The 25328-nt window shown below is 59.5% G+C and carries 20 protein-coding genes and 1 pseudogene; 9 read left to right on the forward strand and 12 right to left on the reverse strand.

Annotated elements, in window-relative coordinates; translation table 11 throughout:
* Positions 1-77: 77 nt before the first annotated feature.
* Together UP10_RS33345 and aspT are read right to left on the reverse strand one after the other, a co-directional pair.
* Positions 78-1676 (reverse strand): bifunctional aspartate transaminase/aspartate 4-decarboxylase, encoded by a 1599-nt coding sequence (locus UP10_RS33345; protein WP_044591436.1) that lies wholly within the window; start codon positions 1674-1676, stop codon positions 78-80.
* Positions 1677-1699: 23 nt separating this feature from the next.
* Positions 1700-3406: an aspartate-alanine antiporter gene (gene aspT / locus UP10_RS33350; RefSeq protein WP_044591437.1), complete on the reverse strand. Its 1707-nt coding sequence runs from the start codon at positions 3404-3406 to the stop codon at positions 1700-1702.
* A 1065-nt stretch (positions 3407-4471) separates the two neighbouring features.
* On the opposite strand from aspT, the gene UP10_RS33355 reads away from it, so the two are divergent.
* Complete coding sequence (locus tag UP10_RS33355) at positions 4472-5023, forward strand: general stress protein (protein ID WP_044591438.1); 552 nt, start codon at positions 4472-4474, stop codon at positions 5021-5023.
* Positions 5024-5078: 55 nt separating this feature from the next.
* On the forward strand, positions 5079-5480 hold the full coding sequence (locus tag UP10_RS33360; RefSeq protein ID WP_044591439.1) for a hypothetical protein: 402 nt from the start codon (positions 5079-5081) through the stop codon (positions 5478-5480).
* A gap of 8 nt (positions 5481-5488) precedes the next feature.
* Here UP10_RS33360 and UP10_RS33365 read toward each other — a convergent pair whose 3' ends face one another.
* The 6 genes from UP10_RS33365 to UP10_RS33390 form a co-directional block, all read right to left on the reverse strand.
* Positions 5489-6472: a zinc-dependent alcohol dehydrogenase family protein gene (locus UP10_RS33365; protein WP_044591440.1), complete on the reverse strand. Its 984-nt coding sequence runs from the start codon at positions 6470-6472 to the stop codon at positions 5489-5491.
* Positions 6473-6528: 56 nt separating this feature from the next.
* Positions 6529-7626 (reverse strand): alcohol dehydrogenase AdhP, encoded by a 1098-nt coding sequence (gene adhP / locus UP10_RS33370; RefSeq protein ID WP_044591441.1) that lies wholly within the window; start codon positions 7624-7626, stop codon positions 6529-6531.
* The gene (locus tag UP10_RS33375) at positions 7524-9260 is read right to left on the reverse strand and encodes an oleate hydratase (RefSeq protein ID WP_502692329.1); all 1737 of its coding nucleotides are present in this window, start codon (positions 9258-9260) and stop codon (positions 7524-7526) included. The genes adhP and UP10_RS33375 overlap by 103 nt, the downstream gene beginning before the upstream one ends.
* A gap of 105 nt (positions 9261-9365) precedes the next feature.
* Positions 9366-10748 carry an NAD-dependent succinate-semialdehyde dehydrogenase gene (locus tag UP10_RS33380; RefSeq protein WP_044591442.1) on the reverse strand — a complete coding sequence of 461 codons (1383 nt, stop codon included), beginning with the start codon at positions 10746-10748 and terminating at the stop codon, positions 9366-9368.
* 53 nt (positions 10749-10801) lie between these two features.
* Positions 10802-11839 (reverse strand): zinc-dependent alcohol dehydrogenase family protein, encoded by a 1038-nt coding sequence (locus UP10_RS33385; RefSeq protein WP_044591496.1) that lies wholly within the window; start codon positions 11837-11839, stop codon positions 10802-10804.
* Positions 11840-12035: 196 nt separating this feature from the next.
* Positions 12036-12527 carry a hypothetical protein gene (locus UP10_RS33390; RefSeq protein WP_044591443.1) on the reverse strand — a complete coding sequence of 164 codons (492 nt, stop codon included), beginning with the start codon at positions 12525-12527 and terminating at the stop codon, positions 12036-12038.
* 266 nt (positions 12528-12793) lie between these two features.
* On the opposite strand from UP10_RS33390, the gene UP10_RS42285 reads away from it, so the two are divergent.
* The 3 genes and pseudogenes from UP10_RS42285 to UP10_RS33410 all read left to right on the forward strand — a co-directional run.
* Positions 12794-13237 (forward strand): BA14K family protein, encoded by a 444-nt coding sequence (locus UP10_RS42285; protein WP_082077395.1) that lies wholly within the window; start codon positions 12794-12796, stop codon positions 13235-13237.
* Positions 13238-13356: 119 nt separating this feature from the next.
* On the forward strand, positions 13357-13557 hold the full coding sequence (locus UP10_RS43470; protein ID WP_082077380.1) for a hypothetical protein: 201 nt from the start codon (positions 13357-13359) through the stop codon (positions 13555-13557).
* A gap of 114 nt (positions 13558-13671) precedes the next feature.
* A pseudogene (locus UP10_RS33410) lies at positions 13672-14574 on the forward strand (cation diffusion facilitator family transporter); the annotation flags it as partial.
* Between the two features lie 105 nt (positions 14575-14679).
* Here the strand turns inward: UP10_RS33410 and UP10_RS43475 are convergent.
* The 3 genes from UP10_RS43475 to UP10_RS33425 all read right to left on the reverse strand — a co-directional run bounded on the left by UP10_RS43475 (position 14680) and on the right by UP10_RS33425 (position 18209).
* On the reverse strand, positions 14680-15381 hold the full coding sequence (locus UP10_RS43475) for a VIT1/CCC1 transporter family protein (protein ID WP_082077381.1): 702 nt from the start codon (positions 15379-15381) through the stop codon (positions 14680-14682).
* Positions 15382-15472: 91 nt separating this feature from the next.
* Complete coding sequence (locus tag UP10_RS33420) at positions 15473-17794, reverse strand: HAD-IC family P-type ATPase (RefSeq protein WP_245322058.1); 2322 nt, start codon at positions 17792-17794, stop codon at positions 15473-15475.
* Between the two features lie 127 nt (positions 17795-17921).
* Positions 17922-18209, reverse strand: coding sequence for a metal-sensitive transcriptional regulator (locus UP10_RS33425; protein ID WP_044591447.1), 288 nt, complete (start codon positions 18207-18209; stop codon positions 17922-17924).
* A 248-nt stretch (positions 18210-18457) separates the two neighbouring features.
* Here UP10_RS33425 and UP10_RS33430 point away from each other — a divergent pair, with 248 nt between their 5' ends.
* The 4 genes from UP10_RS33430 (at position 18458) to mgtA (ending at position 24178) form a co-directional block, all read left to right on the forward strand.
* The gene (locus tag UP10_RS33430) at positions 18458-18859 is read left to right on the forward strand and encodes a c-type cytochrome (protein ID WP_156180484.1); all 402 of its coding nucleotides are present in this window, start codon (positions 18458-18460) and stop codon (positions 18857-18859) included.
* A 17-nt stretch (positions 18860-18876) separates the two neighbouring features.
* Entirely contained in the window at positions 18877-20307 is a 1431-nt protein-coding gene (locus UP10_RS33435) for a bifunctional enoyl-CoA hydratase/phosphate acetyltransferase (protein WP_044591448.1), read from the forward strand.
* A complete protein-coding gene (locus tag UP10_RS33440; protein ID WP_197086963.1) occupies positions 20301-21491 on the forward strand; it encodes an acetate/propionate family kinase in 1191 nt (396 codons plus the stop codon). The genes UP10_RS33435 and UP10_RS33440 overlap by 7 nt, the downstream gene beginning before the upstream one ends.
* 128 nt (positions 21492-21619) lie before the next feature.
* The gene (gene mgtA, locus UP10_RS33445; protein WP_044591500.1) at positions 21620-24178 is read left to right on the forward strand and encodes a magnesium-translocating P-type ATPase; all 2559 of its coding nucleotides are present in this window, start codon (positions 21620-21622) and stop codon (positions 24176-24178) included.
* A 23-nt stretch (positions 24179-24201) separates the two neighbouring features.
* On the opposite strand, the gene UP10_RS33450 is transcribed toward mgtA, so the two are convergent.
* On the reverse strand, positions 24202-25326 hold the full coding sequence (locus tag UP10_RS33450) for an ABC transporter permease (RefSeq protein WP_044591450.1): 1125 nt from the start codon (positions 25324-25326) through the stop codon (positions 24202-24204).
* Positions 25327-25328 lie beyond the last annotated feature (2 nt).

Consider the following 25328-nt stretch of genomic DNA (forward strand, 5'->3'; position numbering starts at 1 on the left):
GAATACAAGTTCGCCCCCGCTTCGCCTTCGCTTGATCCGATCTACTGCCTCACGCTTTGCATGCCGCCATCGCCGCATCATTGCAACACGATGGCTTTCTTGAAGTCTTGGTGGCACTCGTCGAGGACCTGCCGAGTGAACTTTCCGATCGCGGCATATTCGATCTCGGTGAGGTTGGCGAGGGAAACACGGGCTGACGTATCGACGACCTCAAATCCATTGCCGGGCAGCAACACGACCCCGGTTTCATCCGCCAGTCGAAACAGGAAACTAATGCCAAGGTCGCTTTTGATGAACCATGTCTTGAATTCCGGTCCATACAGCGTTCCGCCGATCTCCTGCAGGTCGATCAGCGAATAGTAATTAACGTCCTTGGAATCGCGCAGTGCCGCTACGCCCATGTGACGGTAGAGCGTCTGGTAGCGCTTGCGTATCAACTGCTTGGCGGCATCCTTGTAGCGGTGCTCGCGATCCATCAAGCCGTTTAGCGCGAACAACGCCATTTGCAGTTGTTGCGGCACGGACAATCCGGCGGTGTGGTTAAGCGCGACCGCACGGCTGTCGGCGACCAATCGGTCAATGAATTGCATTTTTCGCGGCGCCGTGGTCAACGAAGCATAGCGCTTGTCGAGCAGCAGCTTCTGGATTTCCGGAAGGGCCTCCAACGCAGCATCAAACACGTTGTCCTGATGCAGGGCAATCGCGCCTAGACGCCAGCCGGTGGCGCCAAAGAATTTCGAGAAAGAATAGACACACAGCGTATTGTACGGGCACTTGGCAAATACCGAGACGAAATCATCCGCAAACGTCCCGTACACATCGTCGGTGACGATGAACAGATCACGGCGCTTGGCGACTAGCGAAGCCAATTGGTCCAGCGTGCCGTCCGACAGTTTCGACGACGGCGGATTACTCGGGTTGACAAGGCAGAATATCTTGATCGCAGGGTCGAGGAGCTTGTCGATCTCGGACTGCGGCAGCTGCCAGTCATCAAGCCGGTCCATCCTGATATCCACGACCTCCAGCTGGTAATCGTCGAGAACCGGAATTTCCAGATAGGGTGAGAAGATAGGCGTTGCTATTGCTATCTTGTCGCCCGGCTTGATCAAGCCATTCGCGCGCAGGCTCTGAAAAATATAGGTCATCGCGGCGGTTCCACCCTCGGTCGCAAACACCGAGAACTCTCCATTTGGAGGCAGCGAGCCGAACATTTCCTGCGTAAGATACGCCTTTACGATCTGCTCGGTATGGCAGAGCATCCTTGGCGGCGTCGGGTAAGTGCTCCCAAGAAACGCGCTGACCATTTCGAAAAGAAACGCGTCCTGGTCCAGGCCAAGCTGGTCTTTGACGTAGGAGATCGCCAGGCGCAAGAAGCGCACGCCATCGGCTTGCCGATGATGTGTCGCGTAGGCATCGAACCGCTGCACGATGCCATCGTGCTCCGGCAAGCCACCGAAGCCGCTGTCGAGATATGAGTAGGAGCGTTCCGCTTCGCGCATTGCGAAATCACCCAGGCTCAGGAACGCCCAGCGCGGCAAGGTCGCCAGAAAGTTTGGATTACCTCGTCCGGCATTCAGCATCAACCGCTGCGCGTCCGATGACGCCCTTTCGATCAATTGATCTTTGAGCTCGAACGGGCTCAGCTTGGCATATTGCTTGAAATTGCGATCTAGCATCGGGATACCCTCGATATCGGTTTCTAAGAAGCGTTTTTTGTAATGATGCCGATGATCAATGGGCCCCACAGCGTGAGGAACACATTGGCGACGGCGTAGGTGACGGTGAATGAGACAACCGGCGTGGCGTTACCGGCCTTGGCGAGCAGTGCCGCAAAAGCGGGATTCGCGCTTCGACCGCCGGCGACGCAGGCCAATGCTTCGATTGGATTTTGGATACGCAGCACGTAATAGGAGAAAAAGAACGTGACGATCTGCGGGATCAGCGTCACGGCGACGCCAAGGAAAAATAGCGTCAGGCCGTATTGTTCGATGGCGACTAGCGCTTGCGGGCCCGCGGAGATACCGACGATGCCGACAAACACCGCGAGGCCAAAGTCGCGCAAAAAGTTCGAGGCACCAATTGGCAACGCCGCAAAGCTCGGATGGACACTCCGCAGCCAGCCGAAAAACAGGCCCGACAATAAGCAACCGCCGCCACTCCCGATCGAGATCGGTATTCCCCAGATCTTGAACTGGATCAAACCCAGAAGCAGGCCAATGAGCATTCCGATACCAAAGAAGATAAAATCGGTGACTGCCGCAGCGGTGATCTGATAGCCGATCTTGGACTGTACCCGGTTGAGGTCGGCCGGGCTGCCCGTGAAATGCAGCTCGTCGCCTCGCTTCAGCGTAAGCTTGTCGAGCACAGGCAGCTCGAGCCCCATGCGCTTGACTGCTGTCAGGAATACGCCGTGACGGGTCTCAACCTTCGCATGCTCGCGGATTTCACCGACTTCACGATTATTCAGGGCACGGTTGGTAAGGATGATTTCGCGATTTTCCTGCACGAGCAGAGTGCCGTTCGCCGCGGTTATCTCTCGGCCGAACAGATTGCAAGCTGTCTCCATCACACATATAGCGCCCGTGATCGCGACGCGATCTCCGACCTCAATGACCGTTTTATCTGTCAATTCGAGGGTTTTGCCTTCGCGATAGATGGCTTCAACCGACGCGTTGGAGAGCTCCTGGTCGACCGACAGTGCGGTTCTGCCGGATGCTTTGCTTCCATTTGCAATTTCATAAATCCGGGTGGCGATCTGCTGGGCCGCATTGAATTGACCCGGATCGAGTTCGCCGTGTCCGCCGGATAACAGGTTCGCGAGCTTTACCGCTTCCTGGCGGATGTTCCACTTCATGATCAACGGCAGGAACCAGCTGATCATAATGATCGGACCAAGCGAGCCGAAGATGTAACAAACTGCATAGCCCACGGCGACGTTGGTCTGCATAGTCTTTGTCAGTTCAGGGGACAGCCCGAGTTTGCCGATCGCATCGCCGGCGGTGCCGATGATCGCGGATTGCGTGAGTCCTCCTGCGGCGAGCCCGGCCGCCATACCCCGGTCGAGACCAAACATCCAGGCAGCGGCCAGAACGCAAAGCAACCCGACGAAACACATCACAAATGCCGACGCCAACTGATTCAGCGATCGTCGGTTCAATGCGTGAAAGAATTGCGGACCGCCCTGATATCCGACGGCGTATATGAACAAAGCAAAGAATATGCCCTTGATGCCGCCGTCGATATTGACGCCCAACTGTCCGACGACGACGCCGACCAGAAGTGTTCCAGCAATGCCGCCCAGAACAAAGCTGCTTATCTTGATTTTACCAACGAGGTAACCGAGCGCGATGGTAGCGAAAAGGGCAAGCAGCGGCTCTGCCGTAACCAGTCGGTGCAACAGGTTCATGTGCTTCTTTCAATACGCATTTGGGGATTTCTCTTTTGAGCCGGGCGGACGTTGAATCGTTTCGCTCGCGCTGCTGGCTTTAGGTAGATCACCCCACTGCGAAGCTATCTTGCGCTGACGCGGGAGCGTGCCGGTTGGATCACCTCCGCCAAGGCTTCCGCTCCTCACCTGCCACTTCCATTCGGCACTCCACTAACTGGATGTTACGTCGTGTGCACGGACTTCCCTTAGCTCTGGGGGCAGTTCAGCTTCAAGTTCGGTGACGCGTGCCCGGGCCTCGCCTAGCTCCGCTTCGATTGCAGTCACGTCGCGCGCTCGGATAGCGACTGTGCCGTTGCAGATGGAACACTCGAATGTACGGGTGTACCGGTCCATCGGCCCCAATGTCACATCGGTCAGGGTCATGGGGACGTGGCATTTTGGACAGCTTGGAGAGGCCTCGGAAGGCGTGCTGGGATCAATCTCGTTGACGCTGGACATGCTTCCTCTCCGATCGCGGCCCATAACTTCGGCTCCTTGCTTTATTGAGAAGCCTATTTTCATAGCCGCATGGATGTTCTCGACCTAAGCCTCAGAATGCTGTTTCCAGCGTGAGAATGGGAGGGCCGGAATCTACTCAGAGATCGGGAATAATTCGGAACATCACTCCATTTCCGCTGCACAACATCACTCGAGCATGGTTCTAAAGGGAGTCTGCTTTTTTTGACCGTTAGATTTTCGCCTCCGCGTCCTGGAGGCCATCAACCTGCATGGTTCGATGGATGGCTTAAGGCTGGCAGCCTTTCGTCAGCAACCGACCAGCATATCATCTTCATCACCGGTTGAGCCAAGCTTGGTTTTTCAACGCTACATGTTATGGCAGCCCAGGATAATAACCGGGACTAAGATCCAAATTGGCGCCATGCGCGGGGCGATATCAGCGGCATCATGGATGGATCAATCGCTTGAAGCAGGTTGATTGAGTAGTTTCCGAAGCTATCCGCGCCCGACGATGTCGAATTGATAGTGGTTTCCTTAACGACTTGCGTTCCCGCAAATATACCGGCTCATTTCAAGGAAGCTGCCATGAAAGATATCGATACAATCGTTGCGAGTTTCGCCGATCATCCGGCCGCTGAGACTGCCATCAAGAAACTAGCCGCCACCGGCTTCGACATGAAGAATCTCAGTGTTGTCGGCAAGGGCTATCATGCCGATGAGAAAGTCATGGGCTTCTATAATGCCGGCGATCGCATCAAGGTCTGGGGAGCTCGTGGAGCCTTCTGGGGCGGCTTTTGGGGACTATTTTTCGGCGGCCTCTTTCTCACCGTGCCTGTGGTTGGACAGGTCTTCGTGCTCGGCTATCTGGCCACGGTCGCCATCACGGCCATCGAGGGAGCTCTTGTGGTTGGCGGCGTCAATGCGCTCGGCGCGGCGCTGTACAGCATCGGCATCCCCAAGGACAGCGTGCTGCAATACGAGACCACGGTGAAGGCGGACGGCTTTCTGGTCATGGCTCACGGCACCGCCGCGGAAATCGCGCGCGCCAAAACGATCCTGGGCACCGTCAATCCCTCGCAGATCGACGTGCATCCCGGCGCGGAAACTGCGCCGCCTGCCATCGCCGCGGTTGGCTGAATAGTTCGGTTATCCAAGTCTGAAATGAATCAATGAGACCAAGGAGGAACTTGCCGTGAAATTTTTAATCACCGCCATTGTCATTGCTCCGCTTGCGCTCGCAGCCGCCCTGCCCGCTGCAAGCCAGACGCTCCGCACGCCCCAGCAAAGCACCCCAATTCGCTTAGCTGCGATCTCCGACACCGAGAGGACAACATATACTGAAAAGGCGCGGGCCGAGATGCTGGTTTGGCAACAAAAGCTGCACGATTTTGGCGAGCGGTCCAAAGTAAAGGTCACGGACGCCGAGACCAAGGCGACCAACGATCTCAACCAGGCCTGGGCCAACACCAAGGCTGCCTCGGCGCGGCTGGAGACCGCGGCCGCGGAAGATTGGGAGAGCGCAAAGGCGTCGTTTCGAAACGCCTCGGATCAGCTCGCGGTGGCCTGGCGAAATATCGGCTCCGAAGCAAAATAGAACACCGGTTACGGCACGAGAACCGCGGCGCCCTCGAAGCGGCCAGCGCGCAGATCGGCAAGCGCCTGGTTGGCTTCGCGGAGCGGATAGCTGGTTGTCCTGGTGACGATGCCGATCTCGGGCGCGAGCCGCAGGAAATCCATCCCGTCCTGCCGCGTGAGGTTGGCGACCGAAACCAGCTGTCGCTCTTCCCAGAGCAACCCATAGGGGAAGCTTGGGATGTCGCTCATATGGATGCCCGCACAAACGACCCGGCCGCCTTTGCGGACGGCCTTAAGCGCCATCGGCACGAGTTCACCGACGGCCGCAAAGATAATGGCGGCGTCGAGGGGTTCTGGTGGCATCTCATCGGACGCCCCGGCCCAGGTGGCGCCGAGGCTTCGCGCGAAATTTTGGGCGGAGACGTCTCCTGGCCGCGTAAAGGCGAACACCGACCGTCCCTGCCACCTCGCCACCTGCGCCAGGATATGGGCCGCGGCGCCGAAGCCGTACAATCCAAGCTTTCTGCCGTCTCCCGCAATCACGAGCGAACGCCAGCCGATCAGGCCGGCGCAGAGCAACGGCGCGAGAGACGTATCGTCGCCGGTTTCGCTGAGCGGGAACGCAAAGCGCGCGTCGGCGATCGTCGCGGTCGCAAAGCCGCCATCACGGGTAAAGCCGGTGAAAAGCGGGTCGTCGCAAAGGTTTTCGCGGTTGCCCAGGCAATAGCGACAGATTCCACAGGTATGGCCGAGCCAGGGAATGCCGACGCGCTCGCCGATCCGAAGGCTTTCCACGTCGGCGCCGATCGCATCGATACGTCCGACAATCTCGTGGCCGGGGATGATCGGCAGCTTCGGATCGGGTAATTCGCCATCGACGACATGCAGATCCGTTCGGCAGACCCCGCAGGCCGTTACTTTGACACGAATTTGACCCTGCGCGGGCTGCCGATCGGCGATCTCCGTCCATTCAAGTGCGGAACCAAGTTTCTTGAGCACCATGGCGTGCATCGCGTTCTCCGCCTGCCTGGAACATCCATTGTCAATTCAACATGAGCGATGGTGGCTCATCCAACGGCTGCCGTTTCCGTCTTGTTGGCTACCGGAGTCTTCGATTGGCGGAGGTCGGCCTTGGTTCCCGCGAAATCCAGCACCACACGACCGGCCACCTTGCCGTGCTTGAGGCGATCAAAAACGTCGTTGATGTCGGAGAGCGGCTGAAGTTCGATATCCGCCTTGACCTTGCCGTCAGCGGCGAATGCCAGCGCTTCGGCCATGTCCTCCCGGGTACCGACAAAGGAACCGCGGATGGTAATGCAGTTCGCCACCACATCGAACAGCGGCACCGGGAAATCGCCGGGCGGCAGACCGACCAGGACGCAGGTGCCACGCTTGCGTGTCATGCCGACGCCCTGCTTGAACGCACTGAGGGACGGCGCGGTGATCAGCACGCCATGCGCGCCGCCGTTGGTGCCTTTCTTCACGGCCTCTGCCGGGTCACCATGCAGGGCATTGACGACAAGATCGGCCCCCATCGTTTTCGCCAGCGCGAGTTTTGCGTCATCGATATCGACGGCGCAGACCTGCAGGCCCATCACCTTGGCATATTGAATGGCGAGATGCCCGAGGCCGCCGGCACCCGATATGACGATCCAGTCGCCGGGTTTCGTCTTGGTTTCCTTGATGCCCTTGTAACTTGTGATGCCGGCGCAGATCAGGGGTGCGGCCTGCTTCGGGTCAAGGCCGGCCGGTATGTGAGCGACGTAGCTGGGATCAGCAATGACGTATTCGGCGAAGCCGCCGTTCCTCGTGTAGCCGCCGAATTGCGCGTCACCGCACACCGTCTCCCAGGCACTGAGGCAATGCTCGCAATGACCACATGCCGAATAGAGCCAGGGCACGCCGACCCGGTCGCCCTCCTTGACGATCGTGACGCCCGCACCGACTGCAGCGACCCGACCGATGGCTTCGTGACCCGGAATGAACGGCAACTTAGGCTTCAGCGGCCAATCCCCTGTCGCGGCGTGCAAATCAGTGTGGCAAACACCGCAGGCCTCGGTCTTCACCAGGATCTGACCGGGACTCGGCGAGGGAATGTCCCATTCCTGCTGCACCAACGGCTTTCCGAACTGCTCGACGACGGCAGCGTGCATTTTACCGGCCATAGGTTGCTCCTGTTGGTGGGGTTGAAGGGGAACGAAATCCGTTGGCCCGATCCGAGGGAATCATTTTCGACTCCGTCACGCGAACGCCTTGATGACCGAGTCGACCTGACCTTGATCGATTTGTCATTGGCCGTGATCGGCGTGACCTCGCGATCGACGCCGAGCAACTGATAGACGACCGTTTGTGCAGCCCTGACCGAGTATTCGACGGTGAAGACGACATCGACCGGGATTTCCACGAACTGACTGATCATCGCGAAGTTCCTGGTATTTGCCGGGATCGGCTGGGGGCGATCCCCTGCCGCCCGCGGCATGAACATGCTGGTGATGTAAGGCATCCGACAGGGGATGCAGATCGCGGTTTCAAAGACCGACGCGTCGAGATTGAGATGTCCGCACAACTCGGCCAGGATCTCCTTGCCCGAGCACTGGGCCAGAGGCTTGGCGACGAAATTGCCGATGCGATCGGGATGTAGCACGTAGCCCCAAAACACCTGGACGTCGGCGGGTTGATCGGGAAAGTGAGGCTGATGGTACAGAACGACCGACATCAGCCAGTTCGATTCGAAGAAGGTCACCAATCCGCCGGTTCCCGCCTCGTTGCCGCTGAATTTTTTCATGTGATCAAAAAACGCGGTGTCCTTCAGGGTCACCGTGAACGAATGCCAGCAGGATTCCAGTATATGTGAATTGAATACGGCAGGCTTGCCGAATTCTGGGCGCCCCTCGGCCAGTCTCTCCCACAACCGCCAGCCGCCACTCTCGGCTTTGGTCAGCGCCTTGGGCGGGCTTGACATCGTGCCGAAACTCGAGGCGTCGACCATCGAACCGTTCTGGAAAACTACAAGATCGTCCTTGGCGACGAGTACATTCTCGGCTTTCCCGGCGCGATTGCAGTCGAAACCTGTAACCACGAATGCATCGCTCTCCGTGTCGAGCACGAAATCCATCACGGAGCAGTCTTTGATGAAGTTGACGCCCTTGGTCTCCAGCCATGCCACCAATGGACGAACCAGAGAATCGTACTGGTTGTACTTCGTGCGCTTGACGCCGGCGAGGGTTTCGATCCGCGTAAACTCGAGCATGAAGCGGTGCAGATAGCGCTTGAATTCCACGGCACTGTGCCAAGGTTGAAAAGCGAACGTCGTCTGCCACATGAACCAGAAATTGGTGTCGAAGAACGGCGGCGACAGCCAGTCGGTGATGCGATCGGAAGCCAGCGTCTCCTCGCTGGCTTCGGTAATCTTTAGCAGCTCCAGCCGATCCGCCATCGTAAAGCCCATCGTTGTCACGTCGGTGATGTGGCAATTCCGGTCGACCAGCCGCGCCAGCGAGTGCGGAACATTTTGCTTGTTAAAGGCCATCGTCTCATCGAAAACCGATACGCTTGGGTTTTCCAGCGACGGAATGGTTTTGAACAGATCCCAGACGCATTCATAATTGTCGGACGTCAGCATGCGTCCACCGCGGAGACGGTAGCCCTCGGTTGCGTTGCCAGCGCCGTCCAGGGCTCCGCCCAGCACACCCATGGCCTCGTAGATCGTGATGTTCGCGCCCGGGACCTTTGCGTCCCGGATCATAAACGCAGCCGCCGCGAGCGACCCTATGCCACTACCGACAAAATGAGCCTTCACGGTTGCTGCGTTCGCTGTCGTTCTCGCCATATCAATGGTCCCACAGGTTTGTTTTGGAGCAAGCCGCCAATGTCTGAATGCCGGCGTCAGGGAGATCTTTGAAGCCTAGACCGGCGCCTCGGCCGCGACATAGCGAACCAGTTTCTTGTTCACGAATTCCTGGATACCCATGTCGCCAAGTTCGCGTCCGTAACCGGAATTCTTGATGCCGCCAAACGGCAGTTCGGCATCCGACCAGCTGATGCTGTTGATGAACATCATGCCCGTATCGACCCGGCTGGCCACCCGCTTGCCGCGTGCGAGATCCCTGGTGAACACCGAGCCACCCAGACCGAAGTCGGAATCGTTGGCGAGCGCTATCGCCGCTTCCTCATCCTTGACACGGAAGAACATTGCGACTGGGCCAAAGAATTCGTCGCGGAACGCCGGGTTGTCGGGCTTGACGTCCGTCAAGATCGTCGGCTGCATGAAGGCACCCGGACGATCGACCCGTTTGCCGCCCATCAGCACTTTCGCGCCGTGAGCAACGGCCACATCAACCTGTTTGAGAAGATCGACCAGCGCCGATTCCGTGGACAACGGACCCATGGTCGTCTTCTCATCCAGGGGGTCACCCGGCTTGAGCGCCTCGAGCGCGGTCCTGAACTTCTCAAGAAATTTGTCGGCGAGCTTTTCGACCACGATGAATCGCTTGGCGGCGCAGCAGGTCTGCCCGGTATTGTACATCCGGCCCCAGACCGCCCACTTCACGGTATGTTCGAGATCGGCGTCGTCGAGCACGATGAACGCGTCGCTGCCGCCAAGTTCCATCGAGGACGGCTTGAGATTCTGTCCGGCGCGCGCAGCGATGCTCTTGCCCGCTGCAACGCTGCCGGTAAGCGCAACACCCTTGATCCTGGGATCATCGACCACGCGGTCGGACTGCTCATGCGAGATCAGGAGATTGGTGTATAGGCCGGCGGGCGCGCCTGCGTCGATCCAGAGCTTTTCGAACGCAATCGCGCATTGCGGAACGCAGCCCGCATGCTTCACCACCAGCACATTGCCAGCCATCAGATGCGGGCCCGCGACTCTTGCGAGCTGATAATAGGGAAAATTCCACGGCTCGACGCCGAAGATCACGCCGATCGGGCTGCTTTCCATGTGACCATCACCAAGCGTCGGGTGCAGTTCGACGTTGGCGAGGAAGCGTTCGGCGTTCTTGGCGTAATAGGCGAGGATATTCGATGAGAACTCCACCTCGCCTCGCGCCTCGCCGATCCGCTTGCCCATTTCCAGCGTCATGGTATGCGCGAATGATTCGGCTTGTTCGTGCAGGAGCTTCGCTGCCCTGGTCACAATCACCGCACGCTCGGCATAGGATTTTCGCTTCCAGGTCTCGAAGCACGTCGCGGCGGTGGCCAGCTTCTCTTCGAGCTGCTTGTCGGTAAGTTCGTCGAACTTCTTGAGAAGTTTTCCGGTGGCGGGGTTGAGGCTTTGATAGGCCATGATGGCTCCCTTTAGATGTGGTCGCGTGGTTACTCAGCTTTCGACAGCGTTCGTCAGGCTTCGATGATAACCTTGAGCGCCTTGGTCCTGGCGGCATTCCCGAAGGTTTCATAAGCATCGAGGATGTTTTCGAGCTTGAAACGATGCGTGATCAGACGGATCGGATCGATCTTTTTCGACTGCACCGTCTTCAGCAGCATGGGGGTCGTCACTGCGTCCACTAAGCGGGTCGTAATCGCGATATTCTGCGACCATAGTCGCTCAAGATGGAGATCGACCTTGACGCCATGCACTCCGATGTTGGCGATGACGCCCCCAGGAGCGATAATTTTCCCACACAACTCAAAGGTTGCGGGAATTCCGACAGCCTCGATTGCCGTATCGACGCCGTGCTTGCCGGTCATCGCCATCACCGTGTCGGCAGCCATGCCGTCGGCGCTATTGATGGTCTGCGTCGCGCCGAACTTGCGCGCGATCTCAAGACGGTTATCATCGAGGTCGATCATGATGATTTCCGACGGCGAGTAGAGCTGCGCCGTCAGCAACGCCGCGAGCCCGATCGGACCCGAGCCGACGATGGCAACCGAGGCTCCCGGCGCGACCTTGCCGTTCAGCACGCCGCATTCAAAGCCGGTCGGCAGGATATCGCTCAGCATCACCAGCGCCTCTTCATCCGCACCTTTCGCAATTGGATAGAGGCTGGTGTCGGCGTGAGGGATACGGACATATTCCGCCTGGGTGCCGTCAATCTCGTTGCCGAGAATCCAGCCGCCAGTCGTACAATGCGAGTACATGCCCCGACGGCAATATTCGCATTTGCCGCACGAGGTTATGCAGGAAATCAGTACCCGATCTCCCGGCTTGAATGCCGTAACAGCCGATCCGACCTGATCGATGACGCCCACGCCTTCATGGCCGAGGATGCGGCCGGGCTTGCAGGTGGGAACGTCCCCCTTGAGGATGTGCAGATCGGTGCCGCAGATGGTTGTCTTTGTAATCCTGACAATTGCGTCCGTCGACGCGCTCAGATCCGGCCTGGCATGATCTTCCAGCGCCTTTTTGTCAGGCCCCCGATAAACGAGAGCCTTCATCATTCCTGCCTTGGCGATGGGAACGTGAGTCGTTTCTTTCAGAATCGTCGCTGCGGTCATGTCTGCTACCTGTCGGAGAAACGGCTTTATTCATGAGCCGGAAACTAGGTAGCGTCGGATGTGTTGGGCAGACTCGGAAACTACTCAGGCCTCGTATGCTGAACTTTCGGAGAATGATGCGATACCAAAATGTCTTCTATTGAGAGGAGTTAGAAGGAGAGACCTGCGGAGCAACGCCGCTGGAATCCTTCGTCTCGGTGTTACTGGTCTTCTGTGGAACTTGATGGCTGGCTATCAGAAATTGAGAACCCAGAACGAAGGACATGATTGCGACATAAACCCACCAGGGCTTTGAATTCATCAAACCACGGATGGTTGGCACCGCCGTCGCGCCCGACTCCAAAAATTGTTTGGGCAACAGCGCTATCAAGCGCGTCGCAACCGCAACGGCGTCCGGATACGCCCATCCCCTGTCGGGCATTTTCCCGATCAGCAACGCCAACCTCTCGATGGCGACTTTCCCCGGCAAGAGAGCGAGCTCGGCGGCCTCTGCCCAGGGATCCAGCTCCGACTGCGCCAGCCCGGAAAGCACGCTGACCTGCATGCCATCGCAGTTCTTGCCAATGGACGCGAACAGAAAGGCATTAAATTCGGGCCTGAGCGACGACTCTGCGACGGGGCGTGCCATTTATAGTTCTTTCCTGGCTGCTTCCTCGCAGTCCCATGTGATCCGGCAATTTTACAGATACGCGCCGCGCACAAACTTGTCAGGGATCGGAAACTACCCACCGACGCGCACTAACTTCTGACCGAGCTTCGAGGTTCCGCAGGTGAAGCAGAGGACGTTTAGGTAGTTTCCGAATCTGCCCAAATGGGTTGCTCGTGCATTAACGTGCACCCTGGATCGGCTGCAGCAGCGGCCTGTTTCCCTCTTTGGTCAGTGGAGCAACGATGATGAGAAGATTCACAGCTATTGGCGCTGCCTGTTTGGCAATTGCGCTAGCGGCAACATCCCCCGTTCTCGCCCGAGGCGGACATGGTGGAGGCGGTGGCGGGCACGGTGGCGGCGGAGGTTTCCACGGCGGCGGTGGCGGTGCCCACTTCGCAGGCGGCGGATTTCGCGGCGGTGGCGGACGCGGCTTTGGTGGTGGCGGCGGCGGCTTCCGCCGCGGCGGCTACGGACCCGGTATTGCAGCCGGCATCATTGCCGGTTCAGTGCTCGGCGGTGGTTACGGATATTACGGCGGTGGCTACGGCCCGGGCTATTACGACGATTCCTACGCCTATTCGGATCAGGGTCCCTCCGTGGACGACGGCTCCTGCGCGCAGCGTTACCGGTCTTATGACCCGGCCTCCGGGACCTATCTGGGATATGACGGACGGCGCCATCCCTGCTGACGGGCCGAGCGGCTAGCACTCAACAACAACGAAAACGAGGGCGCTATCCTGCGAAGGACCAGCGCCCTCCGCGCAGAGGCTCACCAGCGGCAGCCGGCGTCGCAACAGGAGAACACGCTATGAGCGAAGACAGTTCACTATCGCTAGCGGAACTAGGCGACCGCATCGCCATCCTTCAAGCCAATCTCAGGCAATTGGTTGAACAGGCCGCGGGGTCTTCTGGCGGCGCAACCGAAGAGCGGACCGCCGATCGTATCTCCCAACAGAGCGAAGAGCTGGAGCGGCTGACGGCGCAGCATGACGCCCTGTCGAAGAAGTAGCGACCGGGTACAGTTGGCCACCGCGCCACACAGATACGGCTCCAAAATCATTCTGTCGCCATCTGCGATAACGCAGCGATTGCATCATTGGAGCCCGATCGCGCGGGATCAAGCATGGCCTCCATCAAGGTAATCTCCCGACTGTCATCCCGGCGGGTCATCTACGCCGCCATTCTGACAGATTTGCTGATCGGAATGATCAAATTTTCCGCTGCAGCGTGGACCGGCAGTTCATCCTTGCTGAGCGAAGGCGTCCATTCGATTGTCGACACCGGAAACGGCTTTCTTCTTCTCTACGGATTGCATCGCGCATCGGCGCGGCCAGATCTCGAGCATCCCCTGGGATATGGTCGGGAAATCTACTTCTGGAGTTTTGTCGTCGCCGTCTTGCTGTTCGCATTCGGGGCTGGCATCTCGCTCTACCAAGGCATCATCCATGTTGTTAGCCCCGAGCCGGTTCAGCATGTCGGCGTCAGCTACGTCGTGCTCGGCCTTTCGGCAGTTTTTGACGGTGCAACGTGGTTGCTGGCATTAAGAAATTTCCGCGGCGAACGGCGCTATTCCGAGATTTTTGCGGCGATACGCAACAGCAAGGATCCGCCGTCGTTCATGGTTCTGTTCGAGGATAGCGCCGCCCTCGCCGGCATTGTCATCGCCTTCGCCGGCATCTATTTGTCGGTACGTTTGAACCTTCCGGTGCTAGACGGGGTCGGCTCCATCCTGATCGGGCTGGTTCTCGGAACAACAGCCTCGTTGCTGGCGCGCGAAACCAAAAGCCTTCTGATCGGAGAGCGCGCCGATCAAGCGATCATCGACTCGATCATGCTCGTGGCCGGACGAATACCCGGAATAGCCCATGCCAACGGCGTTCTAACCGTGCATCTTGCGCCTCAGGAGATACTGGTCGCGCTCAGCCTGGAATTTGCCGACGAACTGAGAACGCCTGAAATCGAGGCGAAGGTGATCGAACTGGAACGATGCGTACGCTTGTCTCATCCGGAAGTGGCAGCGGTCTTCGTCAAGCCGCAAAGTCCCGAAGGCTTCCGGGAATCTACTGCGCGACGCTTCGGCAAATCTGGCAGATCCAACGCCGCTAAACCGCCTCGCCGAGATTGTCTCAGCTCAGACACGGGTGCCAAAAATCGCGCCGATCCCGGCGGTGATCGCCATCGCAAGTGCTCCGCAGAAGACAACCCGGACGGTAGCCTTGATCATGTTTGCGCCTCCGGCCCTCGCCCCGACCGCACCTAGCACCGCCAGAAGCATCAGTGACACAACGGATATGGTCGCGGTCTCCACGCCCGCCGGCGTCACAACTGCGATCAACAGCGGGGGCAATCCGCCGGCCGAAAAGGCGGCTGCGGAAGCCAGAGCCGCCTGAATTGGCCGCGCCGCGGTCATGTCGGAAATACCCAGTTCGTCGCGGGTATGCGCGCCCAGCGCATCGCGGGCCATCAACTGCTCAGCGACCGTCTGTGCCAGAGTACTGTCCAGACCGCGCTTGACGTAAATGTCGGCCAACTCCCTGGTTTCTCCGGCGGCGTCTTCGCGGAGCTCCTTGCCTTCGCGCGCGATATCCGCCGACTCAGAGTCGGCCTGCGAACTCACCGAGACATACTCCCCCGATGCCATGGACATCGCGCCGGCGACAAGCCCCGCGACGCCTGCAATCAGCACGCTTTGATGCGTGCCATGCGCGTTCGCGACGCCGATGATGAGGCTGGAAGTGGAAAGGATTCCGTCATTCGCTCCCAGCACCGCTGCCCTTAGCCAGCCCAGCCGACCCACCGCATGGCGCTCCTGCTTTCGTGTTGGACGGGACATCTGCGCCTCCTTTTTGCTCGGGAATCTGGAGCTCTCGCCGCAATGGCCTGTCGATCACACGCGAGCCCTTCGCAGGCACGGAAGCGCTACGTCATACGATGGCGAGATGGCGGAACAACGCGGCCTTGGCGGCATCCAGCACAAACGCAAAAACGACGGCGGCAAGAAACACGCCAGCGACGATAGCGATCGGAATGGACGCCATCAGAACGCCACTGATGGCCAGGGCGCTGATGATGGTCAAGTCCGTTACCGATGATATTACCAGCCAACGACCTGGAGCCGAACTCCACAGATGCCGCCGCTCGCGCGAGACGTAAAACAACGCCTGTCCGCTGAAAACGAGCGTGATCACCGTGAGCGTTCGCAACGTCTCGGTGTCGAGGCCGAGCACGAATTTGCCGACTGCAAGGCAGCTGACGCAGAATATCAGATCGACCAGGCCGAGAACGATGCCCGCTATCGTAAGATTGCGAATCCGCCAAGTATCCGGCTTCGGGGATGGTCTGACATTATCGGTCGATGAAGACATGGCCAGGAAATCGCCTGTCACCATCATTAGCACCATCAGCGTCGGCGTCAGGATGGCGTGACCGGTTACAACCAGTCCAACTCCCAGAAAGAGCAGTTGCATGATTTTGTGCGCGATCGATCGAAGCGTATAGGTCAGGATGCGCTGGAAAGTCCGGCGCCCCTCCTTGATCGACGTGACGATGCCGCCAAGGCCCGGCTCGGTCAGAACAATTCCGGCGGCTGATTTGGCGACGTCGGTCGCGGTGAACACCGCGATTCCCATCTGCGCCTGGCGCAGCGCCGGCGCATCGTTCGCACCGTCGCCGCACATCCCGACCAAATGCCCGTTCTTCTGCAGCGCCTTGACCAGGCGATATTTGTCCTCCGGCAGGACCCCGGCGAAGATCGAATAATCGCCGGTCCGCAGATCTTCCGGAAGCGGACTTGCCGCCCATGCTTTCCCCGAAATTCCGACCAAGCCGGCGACGACTTCCGCCGTTACCCGGGCGTCACCCGTGACCATCACGGTACGCACCCCCAAGCCTTGCAGCTCGGCCACCAACGCAGCCGAATCCTTGCGCGGTGGATCACTGAGGGCTATGAGCCCCATCATTTTCAAAGCCCCTTCGGGCCCTGCGGCCACTGCGAGGACCCTGAACCCCTTCGCCTGCAATTCGTCGACCATTGCCGTCGCTTCCTGAGGCGATTGCGAAAGACCGGCTATGACGGCGAACGCGCCCTTGAGTATCCTTATGGTCTCTCCGTTGCCCTGTCGTGCTGTCGCCTCGGATCGCTTCATCGCGGGATCGAACGGCACGAACCTCACGAGGTCCAATTTATCGCGAGCCGGCAATCGCAAGGCCGCGCCGCGAATGGCAGCGTCCACGGGATCCTGGCCACCATCGGAGCTCGCCAACGCCGCCAGCGCCAACACGCGGCTTTCGTCGAACGTCGGCATCGGGCGAACCGACATCACGGCAAGCTCATTGCGCGTCAACGTCCCGGTTTTATCCGCACACAGGATGTCGATACCGGCAGCCTCGTCTACCGCCGAGAGACTGGTCGGCAATACACCCCTCCGTGACAGAGATCGGGCGCCTACCGCCGCCGCCAGCGTAAACATCGACGGCAGCGCCACGGGAATCGAGGAAAGAACAGCCACGAGTAAAAGCGGCACGATCTCGGACAGTGGCATGGCAAGCCACATGGCGTAACTGGCGAGCAGGACGGTAACGGCCCCGTTGAAGATCACCAGGTTCCGGACGACGCGCAGAACGGTTTTCTGCTGCGAACTCTCCACCATCGCCGTACGGACAAGCTCCGCGGTACGCCCGAACTTGGTACGCGCACCCGTCGCGGTGACTTCCGCTATGGCTTCGCCTCGGCGCACCAGCGCACCGGCGTAGGCTTCGGTTCCGGGTACCGCATCGACCGGGCGCGACTCGCCGGTAAGCATGGATTGGTCGATCAGGATCGTTCCCTCGATCAAGCGCATGTCCGCCGCAACAACCGCCCCCAACGACAGCTTGACGATATCGCCGGGAACTAATTCGGCGGCTTGCACGGCCGTCCATTTTCCATCGCGCCGTGCCGGTGCGACAAGCGCCAACCTCGACTTCAGCGCATCCAGCGTCGCTTGCGCACGGCCCTCCTGAAAATACCCCAAGCCCGCATTGAACAGCAGCAAAAGGGCGACCACTGCGGCCTGGACGTAATCTCCAAGTCCGAGTTGGAGCAGAATCGCGGCTTCGAGCATCCAGGGCACAGGCGCCCACAGCTTGTTGATGGCGCGTCGAACAGGGTGCTGAGCGACATCAGCGACGGCGTTCGGACCGTCATGCGCAAGGCGCCGGCGAGCTTCACTGCTCGTCAGGCCGACAAGCGAATTGGCTGACGTCACGGCCGTTATTCCGGTATGCTGCGTTTCCGATGTTGTATACCGAGCCGTGGCGTTCGATGTCACAGATTGACACCCTTTCCCGGCTCCATCACGTGCAACGCCGGCTCGGCAATTACACCGAACCGGATCAGGGCCATATGCCGCTCATGTCCGTTGTCGTAAGGGACATCAGCTCCTTGATCTTGAGACGCTGATCTGCCTTGTCACCGGCGGCGATCGCATGTTCCACGCAGTGGGCGACATGATCCCGCAACAATTCGTTTCTGACGCGCTGCAGACCATCACGCACGGCCGATATCTGCTTCACGATGTCGATGCCGTAGCGATCCTCATCCACCATCCGCGACAGGCTGCACATCTCATCCTTGATCGTACCGAGGTGCTTTTGGCAGGATGCCTTGGTGCTTTTTTGCATTTCACAACGTTTCGCCGAGCCTAGGTCGAACCTCATTCGCACGGTTCCGTTACCTTGCGTTACGTGCAGATTTAACTGGCGTTGGGCGCGCCGGAAGGCTCGGAAAATACTCAGTGCCCCTGTCGTTTATCCCGGTTTCAAATCGAAGCCGTACCCACGCCTAGGTAGTTTCCGATCCTTCGAACGCCGGTTCACCGCGGCTATGGTGATAGAAGCGGGCTGGGCCGTTCAGGACCACAGGAGCGGGAATGACCGCACGTTTACCAGGAAGTCAGCGCAGATCATGGTCGGCGCGCTCGATACGCCAAGTCCGCTCGTTCCTTCCGTCGATCCTCACACTCTGCTTGATGGCCATCTCTGGAATCGGCTTGGCTCACGCGCAAGGAATAGGTGACCCTGCCGACGGACGGCGCATCGCAGCGAGCACATGCAGCAGCTGCCACCAGATCGACATTCAGTCGCGCGATTCGAAAAACGACCCGGTTCCGAGCTTCCAGGCCATCGCCGCCATGCCGTCAACGACGATGCTCTCGATCAACGTTTTCCTGCGCACGTCGCATAATGTCATGCCGAATATCCAGCTCAGCGAAACGCAGATCACGGATATCGGCGCATACATCCTCAGCCTGCGCGAGCAGTCGCCGAAATAGATTGGCGCATCGCGATCATGAACATAGCCAATCATGTCGAACTGCTGGTGAACCGCACCTACGATGAGCTGTCGATTGGCGAAACGGCATCGCTGGTTCGCCTCGTCAGGGCAGACGATGTCAAATTGTTTGCCGCGGAATCCGGTGACGTTAATCCAGCGCATCTAGACCCGCACTATGCGGCAACCGCTATTTTCGGCCACATCGTCATCCACGGGATGTGGACCGCCGGATTGATCTCGACCCTGCTCGGCACCAAACTGCCGGGCCCTGGAACGATCTATCTCGACCAGAACCTGCATTTCCGCAAGCCGGTCGCTCCCGGCGACACCATCACCGCGAATGTGACGGTGCGGGAGAAACGTTCGGAAAATGGCATCATTCTTTTCGATACGTGCTGCACAAATCAGCGCGGCGAGGAGGTGCTGACCGGGATAGCCACGGTGATCGCTCCGGCAAAGAAGCTCTCTTTGCCGAGAGTTCCGCTACCCGAAGCGATACTCCGCAATCACGATCACTTCGACCGCTTCCTGCGCGAGGCGCGTCTACTGCCACCTATCCTGACTGCGGTTGTTCATCCCTGTAGCCCGGAAGCCATCGGCGCGGCCATGGAAGCCCGCGACGAAGGATTGATCACACCGGTTCTGGTTGGGCCGGAGCACAAGATCCGCGCCGCGGCCGAATTGGCCGCCGTATCTCTCGCCGGCTTGCAGATTGAGGCAACGGAACATAGTCACGCGGCCACGGTACGCGCCGTTGAACTTGCCTCGACTGGCAAGGTTGAGGCCCTGATGAAGGGCAGTCTCCACACCGACGAACTCCTGGGTGCTGTGGTGGCAGGCGGGTCCGGACTTCATACCGACCGGCGGATCAGTCAGGTTTATGTGCTTGATGTGGCGGCCTATTCAAAGCCGATCGTCATTACAGACGCCGCCGTCAACATCGCGCCGACGCTCGAGCAGAAGCGTGACATCTGCCAGAATGCCATCGACTTCCTCCAGCTTCTTGGCGTCGAAAAGCCCCTAGTCGCCATCCTTGCAGCGGTTGAAGTGATCAATCCATCGATGCCGGCAACCCTGGACGCCGCTGCGCTGACGGTCATGGCGATGCGCGGCCAGATCACCGGCGCGGTGGTCGACGGTCCGCTTGCGTTTGACAATGCGATCAGCTTCGATTCGGCCAGGATCAAGGCGATTGTCTCGCCAGTTGCGGGACAGGCCGACATTCTGGTCGTGCCCAATCTCGAAGCGGGCAACATGCTTGCAAAGCAGCTGATCTATCTCGCCGGCGCGGACGCCGCCGGCCTGGTTCTCGGAGCCCGGGTACCGATCATCCTGACCAGCCGGTCGGACGCGCTGAAAGTGCGGCTGGCTTCCGCCGCGCTGGCGAAGCTTGTGGCCGAGCGCGGCAAGGCGAAAATAGCCAAGTTGAAACTGGCCCAATCATGAGCGGATCGATTCTGCTGACGTTCAATCCTGGATCTTCAACGATCAAGCTTGGTCTGTTCGCCATCAAGCAAGGTGTACCTCACCGTCTCGGCACCGGCTCAATCGACCTGCGGCACGTCCCTCTGTCGCTTCACATCGTCGAAGGATCTGCAATCACCGACATCCCGATGAAGGCCGCCATCACTGACGACCTTCACGAGGTGATCGACGAGACCCTTGGCTGGCTGGCGAGCCATTTCCAGCTGGGCGAACTTGCCACCGTCGGTCACAGGGTTGTCCACGGTGGGGACCGCTTCACGGGTCCGACCCTGATCACCGGCGAAACCCTCGCCGCAATCGAGGCCCTCGTGCCACTGGCGCCGATGCATCAACCGCAAAGCGTCAGGCTGATCAAGGCCGTCAGCCATTTGCGTCCCGATCTGCGACAGATCGCATCGTTCGATACGGCTTTCCATCGCACCCAAACAGATATCGTCAGACGATTCGCGCTGCCGCGCGCGCTATTCGACCAAGGCGTCAAACGTTACGGTTTTCACGGCCTTTCATACAAGTTCATCGCGGGTCAACTCGCGCGCGTCGCGCCCAATATCGCGCGCGGCCGAGTGGTGGCGGCGCATTTGGGCAGCGGTGCAAGCCTGTGTGCGCTCGAAGACGGCGTCAGCCGAGACACCACCATGGGTTTCTCGACCATCGACGGCGTTCCAATGGCGACGCGCTGCGGTGCGCTGGATCCCGGTGTCGTTATCCACCTCGTCAAACAGCTCAATTGGCCGATCGAGCAAGTCGAAGACGTGCTCTATCACCAATCAGGCCTGCTCGGGGTTTCGGGAATCAGCGCGGACAGCCGGGATCTTCTCAAGAGCGTAGCGCCCGAGGCTCGCGAGGCGCTCGATCTTTTCGCGTTCCGGATTTCCCGGGAAATAGCGGCACTCGCCAACACGCTGGGCGGGCTCGACGGCATCGTGTTCACCGCTGGGGTCGGCGAGCACCAACCGGAGGTTCGTGCGGCCATCTGTCATTATCTCGGCTGGTTGGGCGTCGCCATCGCTGACCGCGCCAACAGAGCCAATGCGCTGCGGATCGATGCCGGCGGCAAGGTTGTCGTTCTGGTCATCCCCACCGACGAGGAACAGGTCATCGCCGAAGAAGCCTGGTTCATGCTCAGGGCAGGAGCCGACGTCTGATGGTGCCGACCTGAAGCGAAGACGTGACTCTGAAGCAAAGCGTGGCCTCACCGTCGGCAACGCCCGCGCCGACCACGGCTTTCATATCGTCCCATAACCGGAGGAGCGCCGTGAAAGCGATCGACAAGATGATCCCGGAAACACGTGCGACGGATTTGCGGACCTTTTGGACGCTGACGCCCGAGCATATCTATGCCGCGCTCCACTGCGGCAACAGCGGCTTGAATTCGCAAGACGCCGAACTCCGGCTCGCGCAATACGGATCGAACAGCGACGCCCAAGGCAAAACCGACAGCCTCGCGCGCGCGGTTTTCCGCCGGCTGCTTGAGCCCTTGTCATTGATCCTTCTCGCCGCAGGAATCGTCTCGGTCGCAACCGGCGACGCGGTCGGTGGATCAATCATCGTCGCTATCCTGGCGATATCCGTTGGCCTCGATACCTTCCAGGAAGGGCACGCCGTAAAGGCCGCCGAGGCGCTGCGACAATCCGTGGCGCTGAAGGCCGAGGTCAAACGAAGCGGAGCGTTTTGCCAGATCGATGTCGATAAGGTCGTTCCTGGCGACATCCTGCGTATCAGGGCTGGGGACATCATTCCTGCCGATGCGCTAGTCATCGAAAGCACGGCGTTTACCGCCGGTGAAGCCGCCCTCACCGGAGAGCCCTATCCCGTCGAGAAGCGCCCCGGCGTTGTCACGTCCGCAAGCCCGGGTGAGGCATCGAACGCGCTGTTCCGGGGCGCGGTCGCCCAGACCGGAGAAGCGATCGCGCTGGCCGTCAATACTGGCCGGGCGACGGTTTTCGGTGCCGCCGCGTCTGCACTGGCCGAAGCCCAGGCGCCTTCGCCGTTCCAGCGCGACTTGCATGAGTTCGGGCTCGTGATCGCGCGGCTGACGCTGGCTCTCGTGGTCGTCGTTCTCGCAGTTCGGGTTGTTTTCGGAAGGCCGGTGCTGGATTCGTTGATGTTCGCAGTCGCGCTGGCGGTGGGCCTCACACCCGAATTGTTGCCGATGATCACGACGGTGACCTTGTCACGCGGCGCGATCCGCATGGCGCGCCGCAAGGTGATCGTCAAGCGCCTCGCCTCAATCCACGATCTCGGCTCCATGACTGTGCTTTGCACCGACAAGACAGGCACGCTGACGTCGGCCGAGATCAACCTCGCGCGAAGTCTCAATCCCAGCGGAGCCGACGATCCACGCGCCTCGCGACTTGGCGCAATCGCCGCGCAGCTCGGCGGCGATCGCGGCTCGCTCGACGCTGCACTCACCCATTGCGCCGAGAACGCGGCTGAGGGCTGGACGCTCTCCGGCCGGCACGCGTTCGATTTTTCGCGCCGGCTCGGATCGGTGCTCGCAAAAGGACCTGAGGGTCTACTTCTGATCGTCAAGGGCGCGCCGGAGAGTGTCCTTCCCCTCTGTACAATGAGGCGGGACGGTGCAGTAACCTCGCCATTGGGGTCTCAGCAACAGTCTGACGTTTCGGCGCAGATCCGTACGCTTGCCGGGGACGGGCTCCGCTGCATCGCCGTCGCATCGCGTCCGTGGTCGGGTACAACCCACGAGATCGATGTAAAAGATGAAACAGAGCTTGTCTTCGAAGGGCTGTGCGCCTTTGCCGATTCACCCAAGGCGACCGCCGCCGCCGCGATCGCCCGGCTCGCGAATGCGGGAATCCGGCTCAAGATCCTGTCTGGCGACGCCCCCGTTGTCGTGAAGCGGCTCGCCGGACTCGTCGGCTTGAGAGCCGACACGGTTCTTTCCGGTACCGATATTGTCGCGCTGAGCGATGACGCACTTGCTGTCCAGGTGCAGTCTGTAGACGCCTATGGACGTCTGGCGCCGGACCAGAAATCCCGAATTGTGAAGGCCCTGCAGGCCAGAGGCGCGATCGTTGGATTTTTGGGCGACGGCATCAACGATGCTCCCGGGTTGAAGGTTGCGGACATTGGCCTCTCGGTGGATGGTGCGACCGGCGTGGCGCAGGCGGCCGCGGACATGATCCTTCTTGAATCAGACCTGGGGGTTGTCGCCGACGGCGTCGAGGAAGGCCGGCGAACCTTCGCGAACATCCTCAAATATGTTCGCATGGGCGCCAGCTCGAACTTCGGCAACATGCTGTCGATGGCGGTAGCCTCGATCGCGCTGCCGTTCCTGCCCATGTTGCCAACGCAGATCCTGTTGAACAATCTGCTCTATGACCTTTCCGAAATCGGGATTCCGTTCGATGGCGTGCGTCCGGAAGCCACAGCTCGACCGCAGGTCTGGGACATCCGCGGGCTGATTCGTTTCGCGGCGATCATGGGCCCGATGTCGTCCCTGTTCGACTTTCTGACTTTCGCAACCTTGCTGCTTGTGTTCAAGGCAACGCCGGCCGAATTCCAGACCGCATGGTTCCTCGAATCGATGGCGACCCAGATCCTCGTCATCTTCATCATCCGCACCAACGGCCGGCCGTGGCGGGATTTTCCGAATCCTGCCCTCACCGCGTCGTCATTGATCGCATTGGTCGTGGCGATGGCGCTGCCTTTCACTCCCGCCGGACGTTGGTTTGGGTTCGAAACACCGCCTCCCTTGATGCTGGCCGGCATCGGCCTGGTCGTTGTGGCCTATCTCGTATCGGCCGAGCTGCTCAAGCACGTCGCCATAACCCATATCGCAGCCCGCACCGATCAAAGGCCGCGAAGTTGAAATAGCCCGACAGGCCATCTGGATTAGGTCGATTGCGCCGCAACCGCACGAAAGCGCAGAATTGCAAAACCGAAAAACAGGCCGCCCACCACGGCCACCGCCAGGAATTGCGGCCAAACCACGCCGAAGCCAGCACCGCGATAAAGGATCGACTGTGCAAACAGCACGAAGTGGGTGGAAGGCGACACCTGCATCACAGTCGCAAGCCATGGCGGCATGCTTTCAAGCGGCGTGTTGCTTCCGGAGAGCATGTTCATCGGCAGATAGACCAACATGAAAAGCAATCCCATCTGCGGCATCGACCGCGCCACGGTCCCCAGAAAGATGCCGATCGCCGTGGCGAAAAACAGATAAATGACGACGCCAACCATAAACAGCGGGATTGAACCCGCGATCGGTATTGCGAGCATCCAGCGAATGATCACGTAAAGCGAAAGGCCTACCGCCACCGTAATCACCAATCCATTGGCCCATACTTTCGACATTGCGATCTCAAAGGGCGTTAGTGGCATGACGAGGAGATGATCCATGGTGCCGTGTTCGCGCTCCCGGATAATCGCCGCACCGGCGAGAATGATCGCCAGCATGGTCACATTATTGATGATACCCATCACGGTCGTGAACCATGCCGTGGTGATGTTCGGGTTGAACGCAATCCGGACGTCGAGATTGACCGGCGACAATGCCTGCCCTTCCGAATGGGAAAGAAAGCTCGCCACCTCGGTTGTGATGATCTGTTGGGCATAGCCCGATCCAAGGCCGGCCTGAACCATCGCGGTAGCATCAACATCGATCTGGATCACGGGCTGTCGTCCGCCCAGCACATACTCCTCAAAGTTCGGCGGAACATCGATGACAAAGGTGTATTTTCCCTTGTTCATCGATGGCACGATATCCTTCTCGACGATCTGCTGCGGCGGCTGGAAGTAAGGCGGCAGGAATGCATGGGCGATGCGGCGTGAAAGCTCGGAATTGTCCTCGTCGACAAAAGCGATCGAGGCATTGTGCAACTCCTGGGAATTGCTCCGCGCCTGCATGATCACCGCAAGTGAGAACGCATAGACCACGAACCCCAAAAGCACGAAATCATGGGTAAAGCTGCGCAGCTCCTTTAGTCCCAGCCAGAATATGTTTCCGAGCTTGCGCAAGA

Source organism: Bradyrhizobium sp. LTSPM299 (assembly GCF_000938235.1).
Lineage (GTDB): Bacteria > Pseudomonadota > Alphaproteobacteria > Rhizobiales > Xanthobacteraceae > Bradyrhizobium.

Bases quoted from the DNA above. Each gene is read 5' to 3' on its own strand.
- UP10_RS33435 (WP_044591448.1), top strand. From the start codon at position 18,877: ATGAACATAGCCAATCATGTCGAACTGCTGGTGAACCGCACCTACGAT.
- UP10_RS33380 (WP_044591442.1), bottom strand. From the start codon at position 10,748: ATGGCCTATCAAAGCCTCAACCCCGCCACCGGAAAACTTCTCAAGAAG.
- UP10_RS33425 (WP_044591447.1), bottom strand. From the start codon at position 18,209: ATGCAAAAAAGCACCAAGGCATCCTGCCAAAAGCACCTCGGTACGATC.
- mgtA (WP_044591500.1), top strand. From the start codon at position 21,620: ATGATCCCGGAAACACGTGCGACGGATTTGCGGACCTTTTGGACGCTG.
- adhP (WP_044591441.1), bottom strand. From the start codon at position 7,626: ATGGCCGGTAAAATGCACGCTGCCGTCGTCGAGCAGTTCGGAAAGCCG.
- UP10_RS33385 (WP_044591496.1), bottom strand. From the start codon at position 11,839: ATGAAGGCTCTCGTTTATCGGGGGCCTGACAAAAAGGCGCTGGAAGAT.
- aspT (WP_044591437.1), bottom strand. From the start codon at position 3,406: ATGAACCTGTTGCACCGACTGGTTACGGCAGAGCCGCTGCTTGCCCTT.
- UP10_RS42285 (WP_082077395.1), top strand. From the start codon at position 12,794: ATGAGAAGATTCACAGCTATTGGCGCTGCCTGTTTGGCAATTGCGCTA.
- UP10_RS33345 (WP_044591436.1), bottom strand. From the start codon at position 1,676: ATGCTAGATCGCAATTTCAAGCAATATGCCAAGCTGAGCCCGTTCGAG.
- UP10_RS43470 (WP_082077380.1), top strand. From the start codon at position 13,357: ATGAGCGAAGACAGTTCACTATCGCTAGCGGAACTAGGCGACCGCATC.
- UP10_RS33365 (WP_044591440.1), bottom strand. From the start codon at position 6,472: ATGCACGCCATGGTGCTCAAGAAACTTGGTTCCGCACTTGAATGGACG.
- UP10_RS33430 (WP_156180484.1), top strand. From the start codon at position 18,458: ATGACCGCACGTTTACCAGGAAGTCAGCGCAGATCATGGTCGGCGCGC.
- UP10_RS33355 (WP_044591438.1), top strand. From the start codon at position 4,472: ATGAAAGATATCGATACAATCGTTGCGAGTTTCGCCGATCATCCGGCC.
- UP10_RS33390 (WP_044591443.1), bottom strand. From the start codon at position 12,527: ATGGCACGCCCCGTCGCAGAGTCGTCGCTCAGGCCCGAATTTAATGCC.
- UP10_RS43475 (WP_082077381.1), bottom strand. From the start codon at position 15,381: ATGTCCCGTCCAACACGAAAGCAGGAGCGCCATGCGGTGGGTCGGCTG.